Source organism: Mesorhizobium sp. B2-3-15, from assembly GCF_006442875.1.
In the GTDB taxonomy this organism is placed as follows: domain Bacteria; phylum Pseudomonadota; class Alphaproteobacteria; order Rhizobiales; family Rhizobiaceae; genus Mesorhizobium; species Mesorhizobium australicum.
Window position 1 is genome coordinate 411,725 of the sequence record NZ_VFVO01000001.1, and the last position, 19,240, is coordinate 430,964.

The window sequence follows — 19,240 nt, forward strand, 5'->3', positions numbered from 1 at the left end:
CGCCATCATACACCCAGGATTTCGTGGAGCAGCGTCATGCGGTCCGCCAGTTCGCCGGTGGGAAACCCGGCCACGACCTTGCCGTGCTCCATCAGGTAGAAACGGTCGGCGACACGGCTGGCGAAGCGGAAATTCTGCTCGACCAGCAGGATGGTCATGCCGCGCTGCTTCAGCGTCGCCAGCAGCTCGCCGATGCGCTGGACGATGACAGGCGCGAGGCCCTCGGTCGGTTCGTCCAAGAGCAGCATCTTGACGCCGGTCCGCAGCATGCGCGCGATCGCCAGCATCTGCTGTTCGCCGCCCGACAGCCGCGTGCCGGGACTGTTGCGCCGCTCCTTCAGATTGGGGAACAGATCGAAGATTTCCTCGACGCTCATGCCGCCCGGGGCGACGACCGGCGGCAGCACCAGGTTCTCGTCGACGGTCAGCGTCGAGAAGATGCCGCGCTCCTCCGGCACGAAGCCGATGCCCTGGTGCGCGGTGCGGTGCAGCGGCAGCCGCATCAGGTCGGCGCCGTCGAAAACGACCTTGCCGGTGCGCCGGCGGATCAGGCCCATGATGGCGCGCAGCGTCGTCGTCTTGCCGACGCCGTTGCGGCCGAGCAATGTGACCGTCTCGCCGGCAAACACTTCGAGGTCGACGCCGTGCAGCGCATGGCCCTCGCCATACCAGGCGTTGAGGCCGCGGACCGCGAGCAGAGGCGCAGCACTAGTCATCGGCGGTGCCCATATAGGCCACCTTGACGCGCTCGTCGCGGCTGACGGTGGCGTAGTCGCCGGCCGCGAGCACCTCGCCGCGCTGCATCACGGTTATCCAGTCGCAGAGATCGGCCACCACGGTGAGATTGTGCTCGACCATCAGAACCGCGCGGTCACTCGCCACCGAGCGGATAAGGGCGGACACCGTGGCCACGTCCTCGTGGCCCATGCCGGCCATCGGCTCGTCCAGCAGCAGCACTTTGGGATCCAGCGCCAGCGTCGTGGCGATCTCGAGCACGCGTTTCCTACCATAGGAAAGATCGCCGGCCAGCCTGTTCGCGGCATCGTCGAGGCCGACGGACCGCAGCAGTTCCATGGCACGCGGCGTCAACCGGTCGAGCGCCGCCAGCGAGCGCCAGAACTGGATGCCGAGCCCGGCCGGCCGCTGCAGTGCGACGCGCACATTGTCGAGCACGCTGAGATGCGGAAAGATCGCCGATATCTGGAACGAGCGCACCAGCCCCATCCGCGCCACCCTGGCCGGCGAGGTGCGGGTGATGTCGTGGCCGAGCAGGTCGATCCTGCCGCTGGTCGGCGCCAGGAATTTGGTCAGCAGGTTGAAAACGGTCGTCTTGCCGGCGCCGTTGGGGCCGATCAGCGCATGGATGTTGCCATGGCGGACATCGAGGTCGACATTCCTGACGGCGACGAAGCCGGCAAAGTCGCGCCGCAGGCCGCGGGCGGAAAGCACCACCCGCGGCTCTTCCGCGTTCAGATCAGGCGGCACCGTGGCCGCGCCGGTCACTGGGCGGCCGTCGCGCAGCCGCTGTCCTTCTCGCTCAGGAACGCCTCCTTGCCGGGAATGGTGGCGAGGTATTTGTAATAGTCCCAATCCTTGCTGCTCTCGCTGGGCGCCTTGACCTGGTAGAGATACATGTCGTGGATCATGTTGCCGTCGGCCTGGACCTTGCCGCCGGTGATGACGGCATCATCCACCGGCAGCGAATGGAGTTGCTTGGCGACCGCTTCGGTCTCATCCGTGCCGGCCTTGTCGATCGCCTTCAAATACTGCGTCACCGCCGAATAGGTCGCGGCCTGGATCATGTTCGGCATGCGGTTGGTGCGCTTGAAGAAGCGCTGCCCGAATTCGCGGCTTTTGTCGTCGCGGTCCCAGTAATAGCCCTCGGTCAGCACCACGCCCTGCGCCGCCTGCAGCCCGAGCCCATGCACCTCGGCCAGCGTGAACAGGAGCGCCGCCAGGCGCTGGCCGCCCTGGACGATGCCGAATTCGGCCGCCTGCTTGATGGAATTGGAGGTGTCGAGGCCGGCATTGGCCAGCCCGATGACCTTGGCGCCCGACGATTGCGCCTGCAGCAGGAAGGACGAATAGTCGGTCGCGCCGAGCGGATAACGCACCTCGCCCAGCACCTTGCCGCCATGGCTCTCGACGAACTTGGCGGTCTGCTCCTTCAGCGAATAGCCGAACGCATAGTCGACGGTGACGAAGAACCAGCTGTCGCCGCCCTGCTGGACGAGGGAGCCGCCGGTGCCCACCGCCTGCGAGTGGGTGTCATAGGCCCAGTGGAAGCCGTAGGGCGAGCACTGCTTGCCGGTGAGGTCGGTGGTCGCCGCACCGGTGACGATGTCGATCTTCTTCTTTTCCTTGGAAATCCCCTGCACGGCGAGCGCGACCGAAGAGGTCGTCAGCTCCATGATTACATCGACCTGTTCGGTGTCATACCACTGGCGTGCGATGTTGGAGGCGATGTCGGGCTTGTTCTGGTGGTCGGCGCTGATGATCTCGACCGGCGCTCCCTGCACCTTGCCGCCGAAATCCTCGACCGCCATCTTGGCCGCCTCGACCGACCATTTGCCGCCGAAATCGGCGTAGACGCCGGATTGGTCGTTGAGGATGCCGATCTTGACCTTGCCATCGGAAATCTCGGCGGCCGAGGCCGGGATAGTGGTGGCCGCGAGAAGCGCGGCGGAAACGACATGGCGTAGCTTCATGAGTTTACTTCCTCCCAATGTGGATGAATCCGCCCCCTACGATCGTCATCCGCAAGCACTATGCAACATTAGGAAAATGAGGCGGAAGGGCAAGGGGCGGCCCCGGATTTCATGACGGCGAGGCCGGCCCATGGCGTGTGACACGACTATGTGAAGCTCGACCTGCGCACGCCGAGCTTGTCTGGGCCCGGACGGCTTCAGCCCTCGGCGGCGACGAGATGGCCGTTGCCGACATCGCTGAGCGCCAATTTCGGCGGCGCCTCGCCGATCCGGCGGGTGGCGCTGGGGATTTCCTGGTCGAGACGGGCAAAACGGCTTCGGCGCCGCGCCGGATCCGGCACCGGCACGGCTTCGATCAGGCGCCTGGTGTAGGGATGGCGGGGGTTGGAAAAAACCTGGTCGCGTGTGCCCATCTCGACGATCTGGCCGAGATACATGACGGCGACACGGTCGGAGATATTCTCGACCACCGCCATGTCGTGCGAGATGAAGAGATAGGCGACGCCGAATTCGCGCTGCAATTCCTTCAGGAGGTCCAGCACGCGCGCCTGCACCGAGACGTCGAGCGCCGAGACGCTTTCGTCGGCGATGATCAGCTTTGGCCTCAGCGCCAGCGCACGCGCGATGCAGACGCGCTGGCGCTGGCCGCCGGAGAATTCGTGGGGGTAGAGTTCCATCTGGTCCGATGACAGGCCGACGCGGTCGAACAGCGCGGCGACGCGCTCGCGGCGCTCTTCCTTCGAGGCGATGCCGTGGATCAGCAGCGGCTCGGCGACGAGGTCGCTGACGCGCATGCGCGGGTCGAGCGAGGCGTAGGGATCCTGGAAGATCATCTGCACGTCGCGGCGCACCGCCTTGCGCTCGTCGCGGCCGAGGCCGGACAAATTGCGGCCGCCGACGACGATGTCGCCGCTATACGGCACCAGCCCGGCCAGCGCCTTGGCGGTGGTCGACTTGCCGCAGCCGGATTCGCCGACCAGCGCCAGCGTCTCGTTGGGTGCGATCGAAAAGCTGACGCCCTCGACGGCGTGAACGCGGCGGGTGACCCGGCCGAAGACGCCGCCGCGCAGATCGAAGCGTACGTGCAGATCGGTGACGTGGGCGACGGCGTTTGAATCCTCGGTGGAAGGCCCCCTCATCCGGCCCTGCGGGCCTTCTCCGCGCGGGGGAGAAGAGACTGGCGCGGACTCCGAAGGTCTCCTCTCCCCTGGGGGAGAGGTCAGCCGAGCGGAGCGGAGGTTGGGTGAGGGGGCCAGCGCCGAGTCCGGATCCCGTCGCTTGCCGATGCGCGGCACGGCGGCGAGCAGCTCGCGCGTGTAATCGGCTTGCGGACGGGCGAAAATGTCCGACGTCTTGCCTTCCTCGACCATGCGTCCATGCCGCATGATGATGACGCGATCGGCCATTTCGGCGACAACGCCCATGTCGTGGGTGATCAGGATGACGCTGGTGCCGTGCTTTTGCTGCAGGTCGCGCAGCAGCTCCAGCACCTCGCCCTGCACGGTGACGTCAAGCGCCGTGGTCGGCTCGTCGGCGATCAGCACGTCGGGTTCCAGCGCCAGCGCCATGGCGATCATCACCCGCTGGCGCATGCCGCCGGAGAGCTCGTGCGGAAATTGCCTTAGCCGGCTTTCGGCCTCCGAAATGCGCACCGCCTTCAACGCCTCGATGGCGCGCTGGCGGGCCTCGTCCCGCGACAGGCTGGTGTGCGCCTCGATGGATTCGGTCAATTGCCGGCCGATCGACAGCACCGGGTTGAGCGAGGTCATCGGCTCCTGGAAGATCATGGCGATGCGGTCGCCGCGGATATGGCGCATCCGGCGTTCGTCGAGGGCGGTCAGCTCGGTGGCGCCAAGGTGGATGGTGCCGGCCGAGATACGCGCGGCGGGCCGCGGCAGGAGCTGCATGATGGCCAGCGCGGTCATGGATTTACCGGAGCCGGATTCGCCGGCGATGCAGAGCGTCTCTCCGCGGGAGAGCGTCAGGGATAGGTTGGAGACGACCTCGCGGGAGCCCTCCTCGCCGCGTACCGAGACGCAGAGGTTGGCGATGGTGAGGATGGTTTCGGGAGTTGAGGTCATTGGGAAGGCAGCCCGGAAAGGGATTTAGTCCGGCCCCTCTGCCCTGCCGGGCATCTCCCCCGCAAGGGGGGAGATTGGCAGTTCCCACGCCCCGCCTCTCTTCCAGCGGTGACGATTGGCGAAAGCCCAAGCGCGATCCGATCTCCCCCCTTGCGGGGGAGATGGCCGGCAGGCCAGAGGGGGGTGCCTAGACGCTGACCTGTCATTCAAACACGCAGCGCGGGAAGTAGAACGACACCACCCAGTTGGGCATGTCGACGATCTCGCTGATGCGGAGATCGCCGCAGACCGAGGCCAGCATGTAGGCTTCGACCGGGTCGATCTGGTAGCGGCCGGCGAGCAGGTCGACCATCTGCGCCACGGCCTCCTTCGCGCCCGACATCAGGTCCGGCCCGATGCCGGTCGTCACCTCGTAGCCCTTGGCGTCGAGATGGCGTGTCACCGGACCTGGCGTGGTGAAGCGCGGCGTTTTCAGCCGCGCATCTTTCACCAGGTCGAGTTTCAGCACCACGTTCATCGGGCTTTCGATCGCCGTGCCGCAGACCTCGCCGTCGCCTTGCGCGGCGTGCGTGTCGCCGACCGAGAACAGCGCGCCCGCCACCTCGACCGGCAGGTAGAGCGTGGTGCCGGCGGCAAGGTCGCGGATGTCGAGATTGCCGCCGACGCGGCGCGGCGGCACCACCGAGTGATGGCCCATTTCGGCCGGCGCGTTGCCGATGGTGCCGGCGAACGGTTTTAGCGGCACGCGGGCGTTTTTGCCGAACAATGCCGGCTCGAGCGAGGCGGCATCGTATTTCCAGATGTTGAGCGCCGGCTCCTGGAATTCGTCGGCGAGCAGGCCGAAACCGGGAATGTTCGCCGTCCAGCCGAAGCCGGACGGTTTGAACATCTCGATCGTCACCTTCAGCGCGTCACCCGGCTCGGCGCCCTCGACGAAGATCGGTCCGGTGACCGGATTGATCCGGTCGAAATCGAGCTTGGCGATGTCGGCGACGGTGCTGCCGGGCTGCAACTGGCCGCCCGAGGAATCCAGGCACTGGAACTCGATGGTCGAGCCGGGCGCCACCCGCTCAGCCGGGACAAACGAATTGTCCCAGCCGAAATGGTGATGGCGCCCGTGGATGGTGTAGTCGCAGTTATTGCACATCTTTTACGTACACATTGTCATAGTTGATCGGGATATGGACCGGGTCGACATAGAGGTTGTCGGCGCCGCCCATGCGCGCCGATTTCATGGTGAAGCGCTGTTCGTTGAAGACCGGCGCCCAGGGGGCGTCCTCCATCACCTTGTCGTAGATGGCGCTCCACATCTTGTCGCGCTCGGCGGCCTTGGCCGGGTCGACCACCGAATCGGCCTCGGCCGCCTTGGCGTCGAGATCCTTGTTGCAATACCACGACCAGTTCCAGCCGCCCGGTACCGCACCGGCGCAGCCGAGGATCGGGCCGTAGAAGTTGGACGGATCCGGGAAGTCGGCGATCCAGGCCATGCCGCCCGACCAGATCATCGGCGCGCCGGCCTTGTCGCCGCCGGCGGCGATGACGTTGGCCTGGGCCAGCGACTGGATGCTGGCCTTGATGCCGATAGCCGCCAGGTCCTGCTGGATCGCCTGGGCGATGCGCGGGTTGGGGTCGGTGTTCATGGCGAACAATTGCGTGTCGAAACCGTCGGGATGACCGGCCTCGGCCAGCAGCGCCTTGGCCTTGGCGACGTCATAGTGGTAGCCCTTGTACGCCTTGTCGTAGCCGGGCATCGACGGCGGCAGCGGCTGGTTGGCCGGCACGGCGCGGCCGTTGATGATCTGGATGATGCGCGCCTTGTTGAGCGCCATGTTGACGGCCTGTCGCACCTTCACATTGTCGAACGGCGCCATGGTTGTGTTCATGGTCACATAGCCGGTGTGCAGTTGGCCTCCTTCGACGACACGCGCCTTCTGCTCGGGATCGGCCATCACCTCCTGGAATTTGGCCGGCGGAATGCCGTCGCCAGGCACGTCGATCTCGCCCTTCTGCAGGCGCAGAAGCGCCACGATCGGCTCCTGGCCGATCTCGAAGGTGATCTTGTCGAGATGCGGCAGGCCCTTGTGCCAATAGTCCGCGTTGCGTTCGAAGACGATGCGCTGGCCAAGGGTCCATTCCGCGAGCTTGAAGGCGCCGGTCCCGACCGGATGCTTGCCGAAATCGGCACCGTATTTCTCGACCTCTTCCTTCGGCACGACATGGGAAAAGTTGATGGCCATGACATGCAGGAAGGTGGCGTCCGGGCGGGTCAGCTCGAACTTGACAGTGTAGGGGTCGACGACGGTGACGCCGGAAAGCGTCTCGGCCTTGCCGGCGGCGACATCGTCATAGCCCTTGATCGAGCCGAAGAAGCCGGCGCCGGGGCTCTGCGTCTTCGGATTGGTGACGCGGTCGAGCGAATATTTCACGTCTTCGGCGGTCATCTCGCGGCCATTGTGGAACTTCACGCCATGGCGCAGCTTGAAGGTGAAGGTCTTACCGTCGGGCGAAATCTCGTAGCTCTCGGCGAGGTCGGGCTTGAGGTTGGTGGTGCCGGGCTCGTAGTCCATCAAGCCGTCGAACAGGCTCTTGATCATCGACCAGTTCTGCCAGTCATAGCCGATGGCCGGGTCGAGGGTCGCGACGTCGTCCTTGTAGGTGATGGTGATGGCGCCGCCCTGTTTGGCGTTCGGGTCGACGGTGTCCTCGGCGCGGGCGCTTGTCATGCCGAGCATCAGCGCCAGCGCCGATGCCGCGACGGTCGATGCGAGAAATTTCTTCATTGTCCTGTTCCCTTTCTCTGTTTGTTTTCTGGTTTCATCTGAGCTTGATGCGGGGATCTATGAAGGGCGCGATGATGTCGGCCAGGAGATTGCCGAGCACGATGGCGAAGGCCGAGACCAGCGTGACGCCCATGATGATCGGGATGTCGACGCGCTGGATGGCTTGCCAGGCGAGCTGGCCGATGCCGGGCCAGCCGAACACGCTTTCGACCACGACGATGCCGCCCATGAAGATGCCGATGTCGATGCCGATCATGGCGACGACCGGCAGGATGGCGTTGGGCAGCGCATGGCGGAAAATGATGGCGCCCCGAGCCAGGCCCTTGGCACGCGCGGTGCGGACATAATCCTGGCGCAGCACGTCGATCATCGACGAGCGCATCATGCGCGCGTACCAGCCGGCGCCGAGGATGCCCATGGTGAGCGACGGCAGCACGAGATGGCGCCATGTGCCATAGCCGCCGATCGGGAACCAGCTCAGCCTGACCGCGAAGACATAGAGCAGCAGCAGGCCGACGACGAATTGCGGCGCCGAGACGCCGATGAAGGAGGCGACCATCAGGGTCTGGTCGGTGGCGGTGCCGCGCTTGACGGCGGCGATCAGGCCCATCGAGAGGCCGATCAGCAGCTCGCACAGGATGGCGCCGACCATCAGCAGCAGGCTCGCCGGCAGCCGCGAGACGATGAGTTCGGTCACCTCCGAGCGCTGGATGTAGGAGCGGCCGAGATCGCCGCTGACGAGCCTCGTCAGATAATGCCAGTACTGGACGACGAAGGGCTGGTCGAGGCCGAGCTGCTGGCGGATGTTCTCGACCGTCTGCGGCGTGGCGCTGCGGCCGGCGATCTGGCGCACCGGGTCGGCGGGCAGGAGATAGAGCAGCGCGAAGGTGATCAGCGAGACGCCGAGCAGGATGAGCAGCGACTGGATCAGCCGGCGGCCGAGATAGGCGATCATGCCCGGCCCCTTTGCGTCGGATCGAGAATGTCGCGCAGCGCGTCGCCGATCAGGTTGAAGGCCAGCGCCAGGGCTAGGATCGCGGCGCCGGGGAAGAACACCAGCCAGGGTGCCGCCTGGAAATAGGTCTGGTTCTCGAAGATGATATTGCCCCATGACGCCGTCGGCGGCTGCACGCCGATGCCGAGGAAGGAGAGCGTGGCCTCGAGCAGCACCGTGGTCGAGATGCCGAGCGTGCCCCAGACGATGGTGGTCGGCAGGAGATGCGGCAGGATGTGGCGAAACAGGATGCGCGGCGCGCCGGCCCCGATGGTGCGTTCGGCATCGATGAACTCGCGTTCGGCGAGTGACGAGGTCTCGGTGTAGACGACGCGGGCGGTCTGCACCCAGTTGACCAGCGCGATGACCATGGCGACGATCCACAGGCTCGGCTGGAACACCGCCGCCAGGCAGATGGCGAGCAGCAGCGCCGGAAACGCCATCATCAAATCGGTGAAGCGCATCAGCGCGCCGCCGATCCAGCCGCGGAAATAGCCGGCGGTGACGCCGACCAGCGTGCCGATCAAAAGCGCGACGCCGTTGGCGACGATGCCGATGATCAGCGAGGTGCGCGCGCCGTAGAGGATGCGGGTCAACAGGTCACGCCCGAGCAGGTCGGTGCCCAGCCAGAATTTCGCGCTCGGCGGCAGAGGCGAGCCCTCGATGGTGAGACCGTCGAACATCTGTTCGTTGGGGTCGTAGCCGGTCAGCCATGGCGCCAGGATCGCACCGGCAACGACGATGGCGACGATGACCAGGCCGAGCAGCGCCAGGCGGCGCTTGACCAGCCGGCGCCAGACACCGGCGCGCGGCTTGGCCGGCATGCGCCCTGCCGTGAGATCAGGCGCGATGGGGCTGGTCATCGCCGCTCTCTTCCCCGATCTGGGCTTCCCCGATCCTGGCTTCCCCGCTGTTGGCCTCCTCCATCATCGCCACGATCCGGCGCGCGGCGTCCTCGACGCTGATCTGCCAGCTCATGGCCAGCGAGCGCAGCTGCGCATAGGCACGGTCGTCGTCGCCGCCCTTCGACAAAGCCGAGACAGCCCGCACGACGGTCTGGCGTTCGGCGACCCGCTGGCGCAATGCGGCAATTTCGCCGGCTAAATGTTTTCTCGCCTCGAAACTCTGGCGCGCGATCAGCAGCGCGCTGTAGACGCCGGCATTGCCGACCGGCTTCAGGAGCTGGGCGTCGGCCTTGTGCGACAGCGCCCATTCGATGCGGCCCGGCGCTTCGGAACCGATCAGCGCCACAAGCGGCATCGGCGCCTCGCCCGGCTTCCAGGGGAATTGCTCGTCAAAGCCGAGGTCGGCGTCGAAGAAGACGAAGTCGGCGGCCAGCGCCTCAGGTGCCAGTTCCGGCCAGCAATCCACGGTGACAAGGCCGATGGCCGACAATTGCCTGGTGATCGCCTGCACCGTCGGGTGCGGGCGATGCAGGACAAAGGCCCTGGCGCCGCCGAGATTGGGGATGCGCGGGGTTCTGGTCACGACACCACCCGCAAGCGTGGCCGGCCGAATGTCTTTGCGGGGTCGTAGCGCGACAGGTACGGGTCCGGCGCGACCTCGTGCTGCCGGCTGACGACTTCGAAATAGCCATCCGCGATCCGGCCGATGATGACAGGCAGCGTGGCGTGCTGGGAATGGGCGTCGATGGCGATCGGGCCAAGCCGCGTGGAGAAGCGCCGCTCGGCGAAGGCCTTGGAAAATTCCGCCGGGCCGGCATCTGGATCGCGCGACAGCACGTCGGCCATTACCTGCACCGAGGCATAAGCGGAGGCTTCGAAGGACGAGGCGAAGGCGGCCGGCCGCGGCGCGAAATACGGTCCGACCGACAGGTGACCCTTGCCTGTTTCGCCGATCGCCGGCAGTTCGCCTTCGGTCAGGTTGCAGGAGATCACTGGGCAAGATTCAGGACTGAAAGCCGCATCCTCGCCCGCCAGATCGCGATAGGCCGCCAGGAAGGCATAGGACGAGGTGCCGATCAGGTTGTTGAGGATGAAGTTCGGCCGCGTCGCGCGGATCTCGGCGATCAGCCGCGACACGTCGGTCTCGCCGATGCGCAGATAGCGCTCGCCCAGCACCTTGCCGCCGGCATCGGCGATCAGGTCGCGCGCAACGCGGTTCATCTCCCAGCCCCAGATGTAGTTCGACCCGAGCAGGAAACCGTTGGCGCCGAAGCGCGGCACGACATGGGCCATAAGCGGCACCAGATGCTGGTTGGGGCAAGCATGCATATAGACGACATGCTCATTGGCCTCGAAGCCCTCATAGGGGCAGGCATACCAGAGCATGCCGCCCGCCTTCTCCAACACAGGGATGGTCTCCTTGCGGCTCCAGGAAGTGACGCAGCCGACGACATGGCGTGCACCGCTGGTCCTGAAGATGTCTTCGCACAGCGTTGCGTAACGGTCGGCATTGCTTTGCGGGTCGCGCTCGACCGGCACCAGTTCGATGCCTGAGCTCCTGTCGGCGTTGATGTCGGCGATCGCGCGCATGGCGCCCATCCGGCACGCGTCGGAGACGAGCTGATAGCTTCCCGAGCGGGAATAGAGGATGCCGATCTCGATGCGCCGTTTCAAACCGATCCCCAAAATGACAATGCCCCGCAGCCAGCGCCGCAAGGGCGAGGCATACGAGGCATATTTGCCGCCCGGCGATCAGAGCCGGTATTTTGCCCTAGCGTATTCGGTCCGGCGGGTCAGTCAAGCCCTCAACGCCATCCGCGTCAAACACCGAGTGTCCGGCCATCGCCGGTCCCGCGAAATCCGCTGCCGCTATTTGGCCGCCGGCCTGTGTTGGCGGGCATAGGTCACGCAGGCATCCACGGTGCTGACACAAAGCGCGTCGCGCTTGTTCGGCAGGTTGTTGTCGCCGGCGTAGGCGACTTCGGCGACACGGCCGCCGACCATGCGGACCTGCGTGTCGCAGTAACTGCCGGGAGCGACATTGACGGAACCGCCGACCGTCGGGATCGCCCCCACGGCCAAGGCAGGAACGACGACGCTGAGATTGCCGCGCTGGACGACGCGCTTATAGGTCCAGATCTGCCCGGACTGGCCGACATCCGCTGTGGCGGTCGGAAATCCCGCGCACATTCGAACATCGGCTTCGCTGAGGCCGACCATCTCCTTGCGTGCCGCGGCCGCCGTGGGATCGACCTTGGCGATGCGCGACGTGTCGTCGGGAACGACGCAGGAGGACTGGATGACGACGAGGAGGCCAGAAAGGGCAAGCTTTCGAATGCAGGAAAATGTCATACCGATTATTGAGATCGCGTGGCGCCCGGCCGCCCTTTCTACCTAGGCAAGCCGACGGTCGGATCAACCCGCGCAGCTTCACGAAAAAGTGGCTGAGCAAGCCGCAAAGCTTTTTGACTTCGCCTGGATGAACCCGGCAGCCAACGAGGGCCGTCCATCATTTTCGGGCGACGTCCTCGAAGCTCAAATCGAAAGCATGAGATATTTGCACAGCCGGTCGGCAGAGGCGGGCTCGTTGAAAACTTGACTGCCTTCCCGACATCTCCGGATGGCGGCGCGGCGCCGTCATGGTCGACCCGGCGGCGTCCTGTGCTCACATCCCTGAGTTTTTTGAGAGAATATTCCCGGCTTTGCCGAGAACGGCGAAACACGTTCTTTGATAAAATCAGTAGAATTTCTGACGATGTGAACAAGCCTCGGCAATCCGCCTTGCTGCCATGACTTCACAACCGCAGAGATCAATCATGTCCGATCCCAACAACACTTTGCCCTTTTCCCCATGGTCACCCCTCACACGCCGCAGCGGCCTCGCTCTGCTGTTCGCGTCGGCCGTCGCGATCGGCAGCCTGATGGCGCCGCATGCGTCCTTGGCCGAGGACAAGAAGGCGATCAAGGTCGGCATCATCAGCGGCGAGGACGAGGATGTCTGGCGTGTCGTCGTCGCGCAAGCAGCCGAAAAGGGCCTCAGCATCGAGACCGTGGTGTTCAACGACTACACCCAGCCCAACGAGGCGCTGGAGCGCGGCGAGATCGACGCCAACGCCTTTCAGCACCAGCCCTATCTCGACAATCAGATCAAGACGCAGGGCTACCACATCGTGCGTGTCGGCTATACCGGCGTGTGGCCGATCGGCCTCTACTCCAAGAAGTACACCAAGGTTGCCGATCTGCCGGAGGGCGCGGTGATCGGCGTGCCGAACGACCCGTCCAACGAAGGCCGGGCGCTGCGCGTGCTGCAGAATGAGGGCGTGATCAAGCTCAGGGATGGCACCGGCATTCTCGCCACCACCGCCGACATCGCCGAAAATGCGAAAAAGGTCGAGATCAAGGAGTTGGATGCCGGCATCGTCGGCCGCTCGGTCGAGGATCTCGACGCCGCCGTGGTCAACACCGACTGGGCGCTGAAGAGCGGCCTGACGCCGGAGAACCGCATCGCTCAGGAGCCGATCGCGGACAATCCGTACCGCAACTTCATCGCGGTCAAGGTCGGCAATGAAAACGAGGCCTGGGTGAAGACGCTGGTCGCGTCCTACCAGAACGAGGCTGTGAAGGCCGAGTTCGACAAGGTCTACAAGGGCACCGGCCTCAGCGCCTATTGAGTTATGCGGGCACCGACGTGCCTTTGACAGCTTAAGCGGTCCGCGCGATGCGCGGGCCGCGATCGCGTTTCGGGACCTGCCCATGAACCAGCATTTTATCGCAACCACCGAGGCCGCGGATCAGGCCGCCACGCAGGACGTGGTGCGCCTTGTCGACCTGAAGCGCCGCTTCGGCCAGACGGCGGCGCTCGACGGCATTTCCTTGACGGTGCGCAAGGGCGAGGTTCTCGGCATCATCGGCCGCAGCGGTGCCGGCAAGTCCACCCTGATCCGCTGCCTGAACGGATTGGAGCGGCCTGACACCGGCGAGGTGTTCATCGAAGGTCGCGAGATCAGCCGACTTGGCGAGCGCGAGTTGCAGCCGCTGCGACGGCGCATCGGCATGATCTTCCAGCATTTCAACCTGCTGTCGGCCAAGACCGTCGAGGACAATGTGGCGTTGCCGCTCAAAATCGAGGGCCGGCCGAAGGCGGAGCGGCTGAAGCGGGCGGCGGAGATGCTCGATCTCGTCGGCCTGTCGGAGAAGGCAAAAGCCTATCCGGCGTCGCTGTCCGGCGGGCAGAAACAGCGCGTTGGCATCGCCCGAGCGCTTGCCGCGCGGCCAGCGCTGCTTCTGTCGGACGAGGCGACCTCGGCACTCGACCCGGAGACGACGCGCTCCATTCTCGCCCTGCTGAAGGATATCAACCGCCAGCTTGGCCTGACCATCCTTTTGATCACCCACGAGATGGAGGTGATCCGCTCGATCGCCGACCGCGTGGCGGTGATCGACACCGGACGCATCGTCGAGGAAGGGCCGGTCTGGTCGGTGTTTGCCGATCCGCAATCGGACGTCACAAGACGCCTGCTCGGGACCATCCGGCCGCAACTTCCGCCGGAGCTGGCGGCGCGGCTGCTGCCGGGAGCTGGCACCGAAACGGTCCTGCGCGTCGACGTGGCGGGCGAGGCGGCGCGCGAGCCGCTGCTGTCCGACCTTGCGGCCGCCGTGCCCGGTCCCTTCCGCCTCGTCCATGGTGGCATCGACCACATCCAGCGGCAGCCGGTCGGAACGCTGTTCATTTCCGTTCCCGGCAGCGATGCGAACCATCTCGCAGAAATCATCACATTCCTGAAATCCCGCCAGGCGCGGGTGGAGGTGCTTGGCCATGTCGCCGGTCCTGTTTGAGCTTCTGTTGCGATCGATCTGGGAGACGGTGCTGATGACGGCCGCCTCCGGCCTGATCTCGCTGGTGTTCGGCCTGCCGCTCGGGCTGGCCCTGATTGCCACCGAACGCGGCGGCATCGCCGAAAACCCTTGGGTGAACCGCGTGCTCGGCGCCGTGATCAACGGCTTCCGCTCGGTGCCGTTCATCATCCTTCTGGTGGCGCTGATCCCGGTGACGCGGCTGATCGTCGGCACATCGATCGGCACATGGGCGGCCATCGTGCCGCTGTCGATCGCCGCCACGCCCTACTATGCGCGGATCGCCGAAGTGTCATTGCGCGAGGTCGACCACGGACTGATCGAGGCGGCGCGCGCCATGGGCGGCAATCGCTGGACGATCATCCGCGAAGTGCTGGTGCCCGAGGCGCTCCCCGGCATCGTTGCCGGCTTCACCGTGACGCTGGTGACGCTGGTCGGCGCCTCGGCGATGGCAGGCGCCATCGGTGCCGGCGGCCTCGGCGACCTTGCCATCCGTTACGGCTACCAGCGCTTCGAGACGTCGGTGATGGTCGCCGTGGTGATCGTGCTGATCATCCTGGTCTGCGGCATCCAGTGGGTGGGTGACCGGCTGGTGGCGAGGCTGGATCGGCGGGGATAGTGAGCCGGCTGAACATCCGGGTGGCCGTGACCTTCTCATCAAACGTCAGCGCTGCCCCTCACTGTCCTGCCGGACATCTCTCCCCGTGGAACGGGGAGAGAGGGGCTAGCCCTGGACGCCGGCATTCTCCAAGCAACGCTGATGATTGGCGAATTCGTCGATATGGAGCGCCCCTCTCCCCGTCACTATACGGGGAGAGGATGCCGGCAGGCAGGTGAGGGGCAGCGCCTATCGCTCGCCATCATCAGCAATTGCTATGACACTGTAGGCTGTTCCTATGGACTTCTTCCTTGACGAGCGAGCGGCGCTCGTCACCGTCAGTCCTTGCCTAACGCCATGGTTGAGTATCTTGGCCATGCGGGGCGACAGCTTCATGCCTTCGACAGCCCTGATTTTCTCGCCACGCGCGCTCGTCAGCACGAAATGACTAGCCTTCGCTGAACGACCGATTCTTGAACCAGGAGACTTCATCCGCGAGCCATATCATGGACCCCAAAGCGGAACCAAAATCATTTCCGCGCTAGCCCCTCAGCCTCGCCCCTTCCGGGTCGAAGAACGGCATCGGCACCACCACCGCGCGGGTCGGTTTGCCGTCGATAGCGATGCTGAGCTTTGTTCCAACGCCCGTGAACGGCAACCGCAAATGCGCTGTCGCCAGCACCTTGCCCAAGGAATAGCCGTGGTCGCTGTAGGTGACCACGCCGGCGTCCTCGCCGTCGGCCATCACCCGTGCATCCGTCGCGGACGGCTTGTCGCCGTCGAGGATCAGCCCGGTCCAGCGCTCGTCGAGGCTCTCGTCGCGCACCTTGAGCAACGCGTCCCGGCCGATGAAATCGCCCTTATCGAACTTGATCCAGCGGTCGAGGCCGACATGGAACGGCGTGCGCGTCTCGTCCATGTCGATGCCGTGCGCCGGATAGGCCTTTTCCAGGCCGAGCGTGAACATGGCCAGCACGCCATAGGGTTTCAAGCCGAAAGCTTGGCCAGTGCGCATCAGCGCGTCCCAAACCGAGGTCGCCTCGTCGGCCGGCACGAACAGCTCGAAGCCGAGTTCGCCGGTCACGCCTGTACGGGAGATCAGGACCCGCGTTCCGTTGATATGGCCTGATGTGAAGGCCCAGCGCTTCAATCCGTCGAGATCAGCGTCCGAAATCATCGCCTTCAAGAGATCGCGCGAGCGTGGGCCCTGGATGGTCGGGAAGGCGACGGCGGCCGTGATGTCGGTGACATAGGCCCTGCGCCCTTGCGCATGATGCTGGAGCCAGGGCAGCATCTTGAGGCGGTTGACCGAACCGGTGACCAGCATGAAATGCTCCGCGCCCAGCCGGAACACGGTGAGGTCGTCCATGATGCCGCCGTCCTCCCGACAGACGGTGGAATAGCGTACTTGGCCCGGCTTCATCGCCGCGGCGTCATTGACAATGACATGGTTGACCAGCGCCTCGGCGTCGGCACCCTTGATGTCCATCTTGCCCATGGTGCTGAGGTCCTGCACGCCGGCATTTTTACGCGTATTCAAATGTTCGTCGGCGATGCCGGAGTAATATTTGGCCGAGATGAAATCGCCGCCGACCCGACCCATGGCCGCACCCAGCCCGACGATGCTGCTGTAGAAAGGGGAGCGCCGCTCAGCCACGAAAATCTCCATCATTCATAAAAAATCGGCAGCGCCGGGTGGCGCCGCCGAGCTCGATTGGTACCGGGATCAACTCCCGTAGACGTCGAATGAAAAATACTTGTCGTTGATTTCCTTGTACTTTCCGTTGGCGCGCAGCGCGTCGATTGCCGCGTTGAACTTGTCGGCCAGTTCCTTGTTGCCCTTCTGCAGCGCAATGCCGACCCCCGGGCCGTGAATGGCCGGATCGGCCGTCAGCGTGCCGAGCAGCTTGCAGCAGGCGCCGTCGGGCTTCTTCAGCCATTCGGTGAGGATGATCGAGCCGTCCATCATCGCGTCGAGGCGGCCATTGGCCATGTCGGTGCGGGCGTCGTCGCCGGTCGGGTAGGCCTTGACGGTCGAGCCCGAATATTTCTGCTCGGCGAAATTCTGGTGGATGGTGGCGCTCTGCACGCCCAGCACCTTGCCTTTCAGATCGTCCGGCGAGGTGCCCGCGATGGTCGAGTCCTTCGGCACCGCGATCGCCGGCGGCGTCTGGTAGTATTTGTGGGTGAACTCGACCTTTTCAGCCCGCTCGGGCGTGATGGTGATGTTGATGATGGCATCGAACTTGCCGGCCTGCAGCGCCGGAATGGAGCCGTCGAAATCCTGTACGGTGAACTCGCATTCAACTTTCATCTGCGCGCACAGCGCCTTGCCGAGATCGATGTCGAAACCGCCCAGCGTGCCGTCGGCATTGGCGTGGTTGAAGGGCGGGTAGGCACCCTCGGTACCGAGCCTCAGCTTTTTCTCCTGGGCGGAAGCAGCACCGGTTGCGAGCGCAAAAGCTACGGAAGCGGCAAGCACGAAACGACCGAAAAGACGCATGGTCCAGATCTCCGTTGACCGGCGAAGTCTACGGGCTTTCATGCTCCCGGCGGAGACGGAAACGACATGTGCCGCGGCGATCGCGGCGCGGGGCAGTCCGCGTCCGGTCAGGTTCCTTGTGCGTCGGCCCCGAACAGATCCCTGGCTTGCTCCGTCGTATAATAACCAAGCTGGACGTCCCGTGCGACCAGTTCCGGATCGCGCTCACGCGGATCGCCATAGCCGCCGCCACCCGGAGTGCCGACGCGCACGCGGTCGCCGGCCTTCAGTGGGATGTCCTGCTCCTTGGAGAGGTGCGGCGGCACATGCTCCTCGCCGTTGCGGAACACGGTCACGCTGTTGGGCTCGCCATCCCGACCGCCAAGGGCGCCCTGCGGACCGAAACGGCCATGGTCCATGACAAAGGAGGCGCGCGCCTCGCCGCGCAGGATCTCGACCTCATAGGCGAGGCCAAAACCACCACGATGCTTGCCGGCGCCGCCCGAGCCTTCGCGCAAGGCATAGTGGCGATAGAGCACCGGAAAGGCCTGCTCCATGATCTCGACCGGCGGCGACTTCGAAATGCCGATGGTCGAGCAGCCATTGGTCAGGCCGTCATGCCCCGAATTGCCGCCATAGCCGCCGCCGGATATCTGGTACATGACGTAGTCGCGGCCGCGCGCCGGATCGTTGCCGCCGAGCGCGAAATTGCCGCTGGAGCCGGCTGGCGCCGCGGTCACCTTGTCGGGCAGCGCCTGCACCATCGCCGCGAACACCGCCTCGGCGATGCGCTGCGAGACCTCAGCGGCGCACCCGGAGACCGGGCGCGGATACTTTGCGTCGAGGAAAGTGCCTTCCGGCCGCTTGACCTCGAGCGGCTCGAAGGCACCAGCGCTGATCGGCACGTCCGGGAAGATATGGCGCATGGCGAGATAGACCGAGGACAGGGTCGTCGCCAGCACGCTGTTCATCGGTCCCGCACAAGGCTTTGACGAACCTGAAAAATCGAAGGTCAGCGTGTCGCCCTTCTTTTCGACTGCGAGCGCTATGGTCAGCGGTTCGTTGACCACCCCGTCGGAATCGACAAAAGCCTTGGAGCGGTAGGTGCCATCGGGAATGGCCGCTATATTGGCGCGCATCTGCTCGGCGGCGCGGCGGCGCAATTCGGCGATCGCCTCGACGACGGTTTCGTCTCCGTAACGATCCAGGATTCCATTGAGCCTGTCCTGGCCGATCAGCAGCGCGGCGGCCTGCGCCCGGATGTCGCCGATGCGCTGGTCGGCGACCCTGATGTTGGAGCAGATGATGGCGTAGATTTCAGGGTCGAGCACGCCCTTCTTGAACAGTTTTACCGGCGGCAGCCGCAGACCCTCCTGCTCGACAGCGGTCGCGGACGCGGAGAAGCCGCCGGGCACGGAGCCGCCAATGTCGGGCCAATGGCCGGTGTTCGACAGCCAGCAGAAGATCTTTCCGCCGCGGTAGACCGGCATGGCGAAGCGCACGTCCATCAGATGCGTGCCGCCGAGATAGGGATCGTTGACGATGTAGATGTCGCCCGGCTCCGGGGCCAGGCAGCGGCCGTCGGCAATCATCTCGATCACCGTCCTGGTCGAATATTGCATGACGCCGACAAACACCGGCAGGCCCTCACTGCCCTGCGCGATCAGCGAGCCGTCGACGGCGGAATAGATGCCGTCCGAGCGGTCGTTGGCCTCGGCGATCACAGGCGAGAAGGCGGCGCGGGAAAAGGTCAGGTCCATCTCGTCGCAGACCTGCTGCAAAGCGGCCTGGAGCACCGAAAGCGTGATGGCGTCGAGCTTTGCGCTATCCACTGACAT

At 65.0% G+C, this 19,240-nt stretch carries 17 protein-coding genes; 3 read left to right on the forward strand and 14 right to left on the reverse strand.

Annotated elements, in window-relative coordinates; genetic code table 11:
- Positions 1-5: 5 nt before the first annotated feature.
- The 11 genes from FJ954_RS02065 to FJ954_RS02120 form a co-directional block, all read right to left on the reverse strand.
- Complete coding sequence (locus FJ954_RS02065; protein WP_140660251.1) at positions 6-716, reverse strand: ABC transporter ATP-binding protein; 711 nt, start codon at positions 714-716, stop codon at positions 6-8.
- Positions 709-1,503, reverse strand: coding sequence for an ABC transporter ATP-binding protein (locus tag FJ954_RS02070; RefSeq protein ID WP_181177729.1), 795 nt, complete (start codon positions 1,501-1,503; stop codon positions 709-711). The genes FJ954_RS02065 and FJ954_RS02070 overlap by 8 nt, the downstream gene beginning before the upstream one ends.
- A complete protein-coding gene (locus FJ954_RS02075; protein ID WP_140660252.1) occupies positions 1,500-2,708 on the reverse strand; it encodes an ABC transporter substrate-binding protein in 1,209 nt (402 codons plus the stop codon). The genes FJ954_RS02070 and FJ954_RS02075 overlap by 4 nt, the downstream gene beginning before the upstream one ends.
- Before the next feature lie 197 nt (positions 2,709-2,905).
- Positions 2,906-4,789 (reverse strand): ABC transporter ATP-binding protein, encoded by a 1,884-nt coding sequence (locus FJ954_RS02080; protein ID WP_140660253.1) that lies wholly within the window; start codon positions 4,787-4,789, stop codon positions 2,906-2,908.
- Between the two features lie 202 nt (positions 4,790-4,991).
- On the reverse strand, positions 4,992-5,936 hold the full coding sequence (locus tag FJ954_RS02090) for an acetamidase/formamidase family protein (RefSeq protein ID WP_140660255.1): 945 nt from the start codon (positions 5,934-5,936) through the stop codon (positions 4,992-4,994).
- The gene (locus FJ954_RS02095) at positions 5,926-7,569 is read right to left on the reverse strand and encodes an ABC transporter substrate-binding protein (protein ID WP_140660256.1); all 1,644 of its coding nucleotides are present in this window, start codon (positions 7,567-7,569) and stop codon (positions 5,926-5,928) included. Before FJ954_RS02095 ends, FJ954_RS02090 begins: the two co-directional genes overlap by 11 nt.
- 34 nt (positions 7,570-7,603) lie before the next feature.
- On the reverse strand, positions 7,604-8,524 hold the full coding sequence (locus tag FJ954_RS02100) for an ABC transporter permease (RefSeq protein ID WP_140660257.1): 921 nt from the start codon (positions 8,522-8,524) through the stop codon (positions 7,604-7,606).
- Positions 8,521-9,426, reverse strand: coding sequence for an ABC transporter permease (locus FJ954_RS02105; protein ID WP_140660258.1), 906 nt, complete (start codon positions 9,424-9,426; stop codon positions 8,521-8,523). The genes FJ954_RS02100 and FJ954_RS02105 overlap by 4 nt, the downstream gene beginning before the upstream one ends.
- Positions 9,404-10,051 (reverse strand): ANTAR domain-containing protein, encoded by a 648-nt coding sequence (locus tag FJ954_RS02110; RefSeq protein ID WP_140660259.1) that lies wholly within the window; start codon positions 10,049-10,051, stop codon positions 9,404-9,406. Before FJ954_RS02110 ends, FJ954_RS02105 begins: the two co-directional genes overlap by 23 nt.
- Positions 10,048-11,142 (reverse strand): transporter substrate-binding protein, encoded by a 1,095-nt coding sequence (locus FJ954_RS02115; protein WP_140660260.1) that lies wholly within the window; start codon positions 11,140-11,142, stop codon positions 10,048-10,050. Before FJ954_RS02115 ends, FJ954_RS02110 begins: the two co-directional genes overlap by 4 nt.
- A 195-nt stretch (positions 11,143-11,337) precedes the next feature.
- Positions 11,338-11,820 (reverse strand): hypothetical protein, encoded by a 483-nt coding sequence (locus FJ954_RS02120; RefSeq protein WP_140660261.1) that lies wholly within the window; start codon positions 11,818-11,820, stop codon positions 11,338-11,340.
- Positions 11,821-12,284: 464 nt separating this feature from the next.
- Between FJ954_RS02120 and FJ954_RS02125 the strand changes: the two genes are divergently transcribed.
- From FJ954_RS02125 to FJ954_RS02135, 3 genes are all read left to right on the forward strand, one after another.
- On the forward strand, positions 12,285-13,139 hold the full coding sequence (locus FJ954_RS02125; RefSeq protein WP_015314633.1) for a MetQ/NlpA family lipoprotein: 855 nt from the start codon (positions 12,285-12,287) through the stop codon (positions 13,137-13,139).
- A gap of 82 nt (positions 13,140-13,221) precedes the next feature.
- A complete protein-coding gene (locus FJ954_RS02130; protein WP_140660262.1) occupies positions 13,222-14,304 on the forward strand; it encodes a methionine ABC transporter ATP-binding protein in 1,083 nt (360 codons plus the stop codon).
- Positions 14,285-14,941 (forward strand): methionine ABC transporter permease, encoded by a 657-nt coding sequence (locus tag FJ954_RS02135; protein WP_140660263.1) that lies wholly within the window; start codon positions 14,285-14,287, stop codon positions 14,939-14,941. Before FJ954_RS02130 ends, FJ954_RS02135 begins: the two co-directional genes overlap by 20 nt.
- Positions 14,942-15,461: 520 nt before the next feature.
- Here the strand turns inward: FJ954_RS02135 and FJ954_RS02145 are convergent.
- From FJ954_RS02145 to FJ954_RS02155, 3 genes are all read right to left on the reverse strand, one after another.
- Positions 15,462-16,592 carry an aminomethyltransferase family protein gene (locus FJ954_RS02145; protein WP_140660264.1) on the reverse strand — a complete coding sequence of 377 codons (1,131 nt, stop codon included), beginning with the start codon at positions 16,590-16,592 and terminating at the stop codon, positions 15,462-15,464.
- Between the two features lie 54 nt (positions 16,593-16,646).
- A complete protein-coding gene (locus FJ954_RS02150; RefSeq protein WP_140660265.1) occupies positions 16,647-17,423 on the reverse strand; it encodes an ABC transporter substrate-binding protein in 777 nt (258 codons plus the stop codon).
- A 107-nt stretch (positions 17,424-17,530) separates the two neighbouring features.
- Entirely contained in the window at positions 17,531-19,240 is a 1,710-nt protein-coding gene (locus FJ954_RS02155; RefSeq protein WP_140660266.1) for a hydantoinase B/oxoprolinase family protein, read from the reverse strand.

Coding starts and splice junctions, on each gene's coding strand:
- FJ954_RS02130 (WP_140660262.1), top strand. CDS start 13,222: ATGAACCAGCATTTTATCGCAACCACCGAGGCCGCGGATCAGGCCGCC.
- FJ954_RS02090 (WP_140660255.1), bottom strand. CDS start 5,936: ATGTGCAATAACTGCGACTACACCATCCACGGGCGCCATCACCATTTC.
- FJ954_RS02105 (WP_140660258.1), bottom strand. CDS start 9,426: ATGACCAGCCCCATCGCGCCTGATCTCACGGCAGGGCGCATGCCGGCC.
- FJ954_RS02155 (WP_140660266.1), bottom strand. CDS start 19,240: ATGTCAGTGGATAGCGCAAAGCTCGACGCCATCACGCTTTCGGTGCTC.
- FJ954_RS02080 (WP_140660253.1), bottom strand. CDS start 4,789: ATGACCTCAACTCCCGAAACCATCCTCACCATCGCCAACCTCTGCGTC.
- FJ954_RS02135 (WP_140660263.1), top strand. CDS start 14,285: ATGTCGCCGGTCCTGTTTGAGCTTCTGTTGCGATCGATCTGGGAGACG.
- FJ954_RS02100 (WP_140660257.1), bottom strand. CDS start 8,524: ATGATCGCCTATCTCGGCCGCCGGCTGATCCAGTCGCTGCTCATCCTG.
- FJ954_RS02145 (WP_140660264.1), bottom strand. CDS start 16,592: ATGATGGAGATTTTCGTGGCTGAGCGGCGCTCCCCTTTCTACAGCAGC.
- FJ954_RS02120 (WP_140660261.1), bottom strand. CDS start 11,820: ATGACATTTTCCTGCATTCGAAAGCTTGCCCTTTCTGGCCTCCTCGTC.
- FJ954_RS02065 (WP_140660251.1), bottom strand. CDS start 716: ATGACTAGTGCTGCGCCTCTGCTCGCGGTCCGCGGCCTCAACGCCTGG.
- FJ954_RS02095 (WP_140660256.1), bottom strand. CDS start 7,569: ATGAAGAAATTTCTCGCATCGACCGTCGCGGCATCGGCGCTGGCGCTG.
- FJ954_RS02125 (WP_015314633.1), top strand. CDS start 12,285: ATGTCCGATCCCAACAACACTTTGCCCTTTTCCCCATGGTCACCCCTC.
- FJ954_RS02075 (WP_140660252.1), bottom strand. CDS start 2,708: ATGAAGCTACGCCATGTCGTTTCCGCCGCGCTTCTCGCGGCCACCACT.
- FJ954_RS02150 (WP_140660265.1), bottom strand. CDS start 17,423: ATGCGTCTTTTCGGTCGTTTCGTGCTTGCCGCTTCCGTAGCTTTTGCG.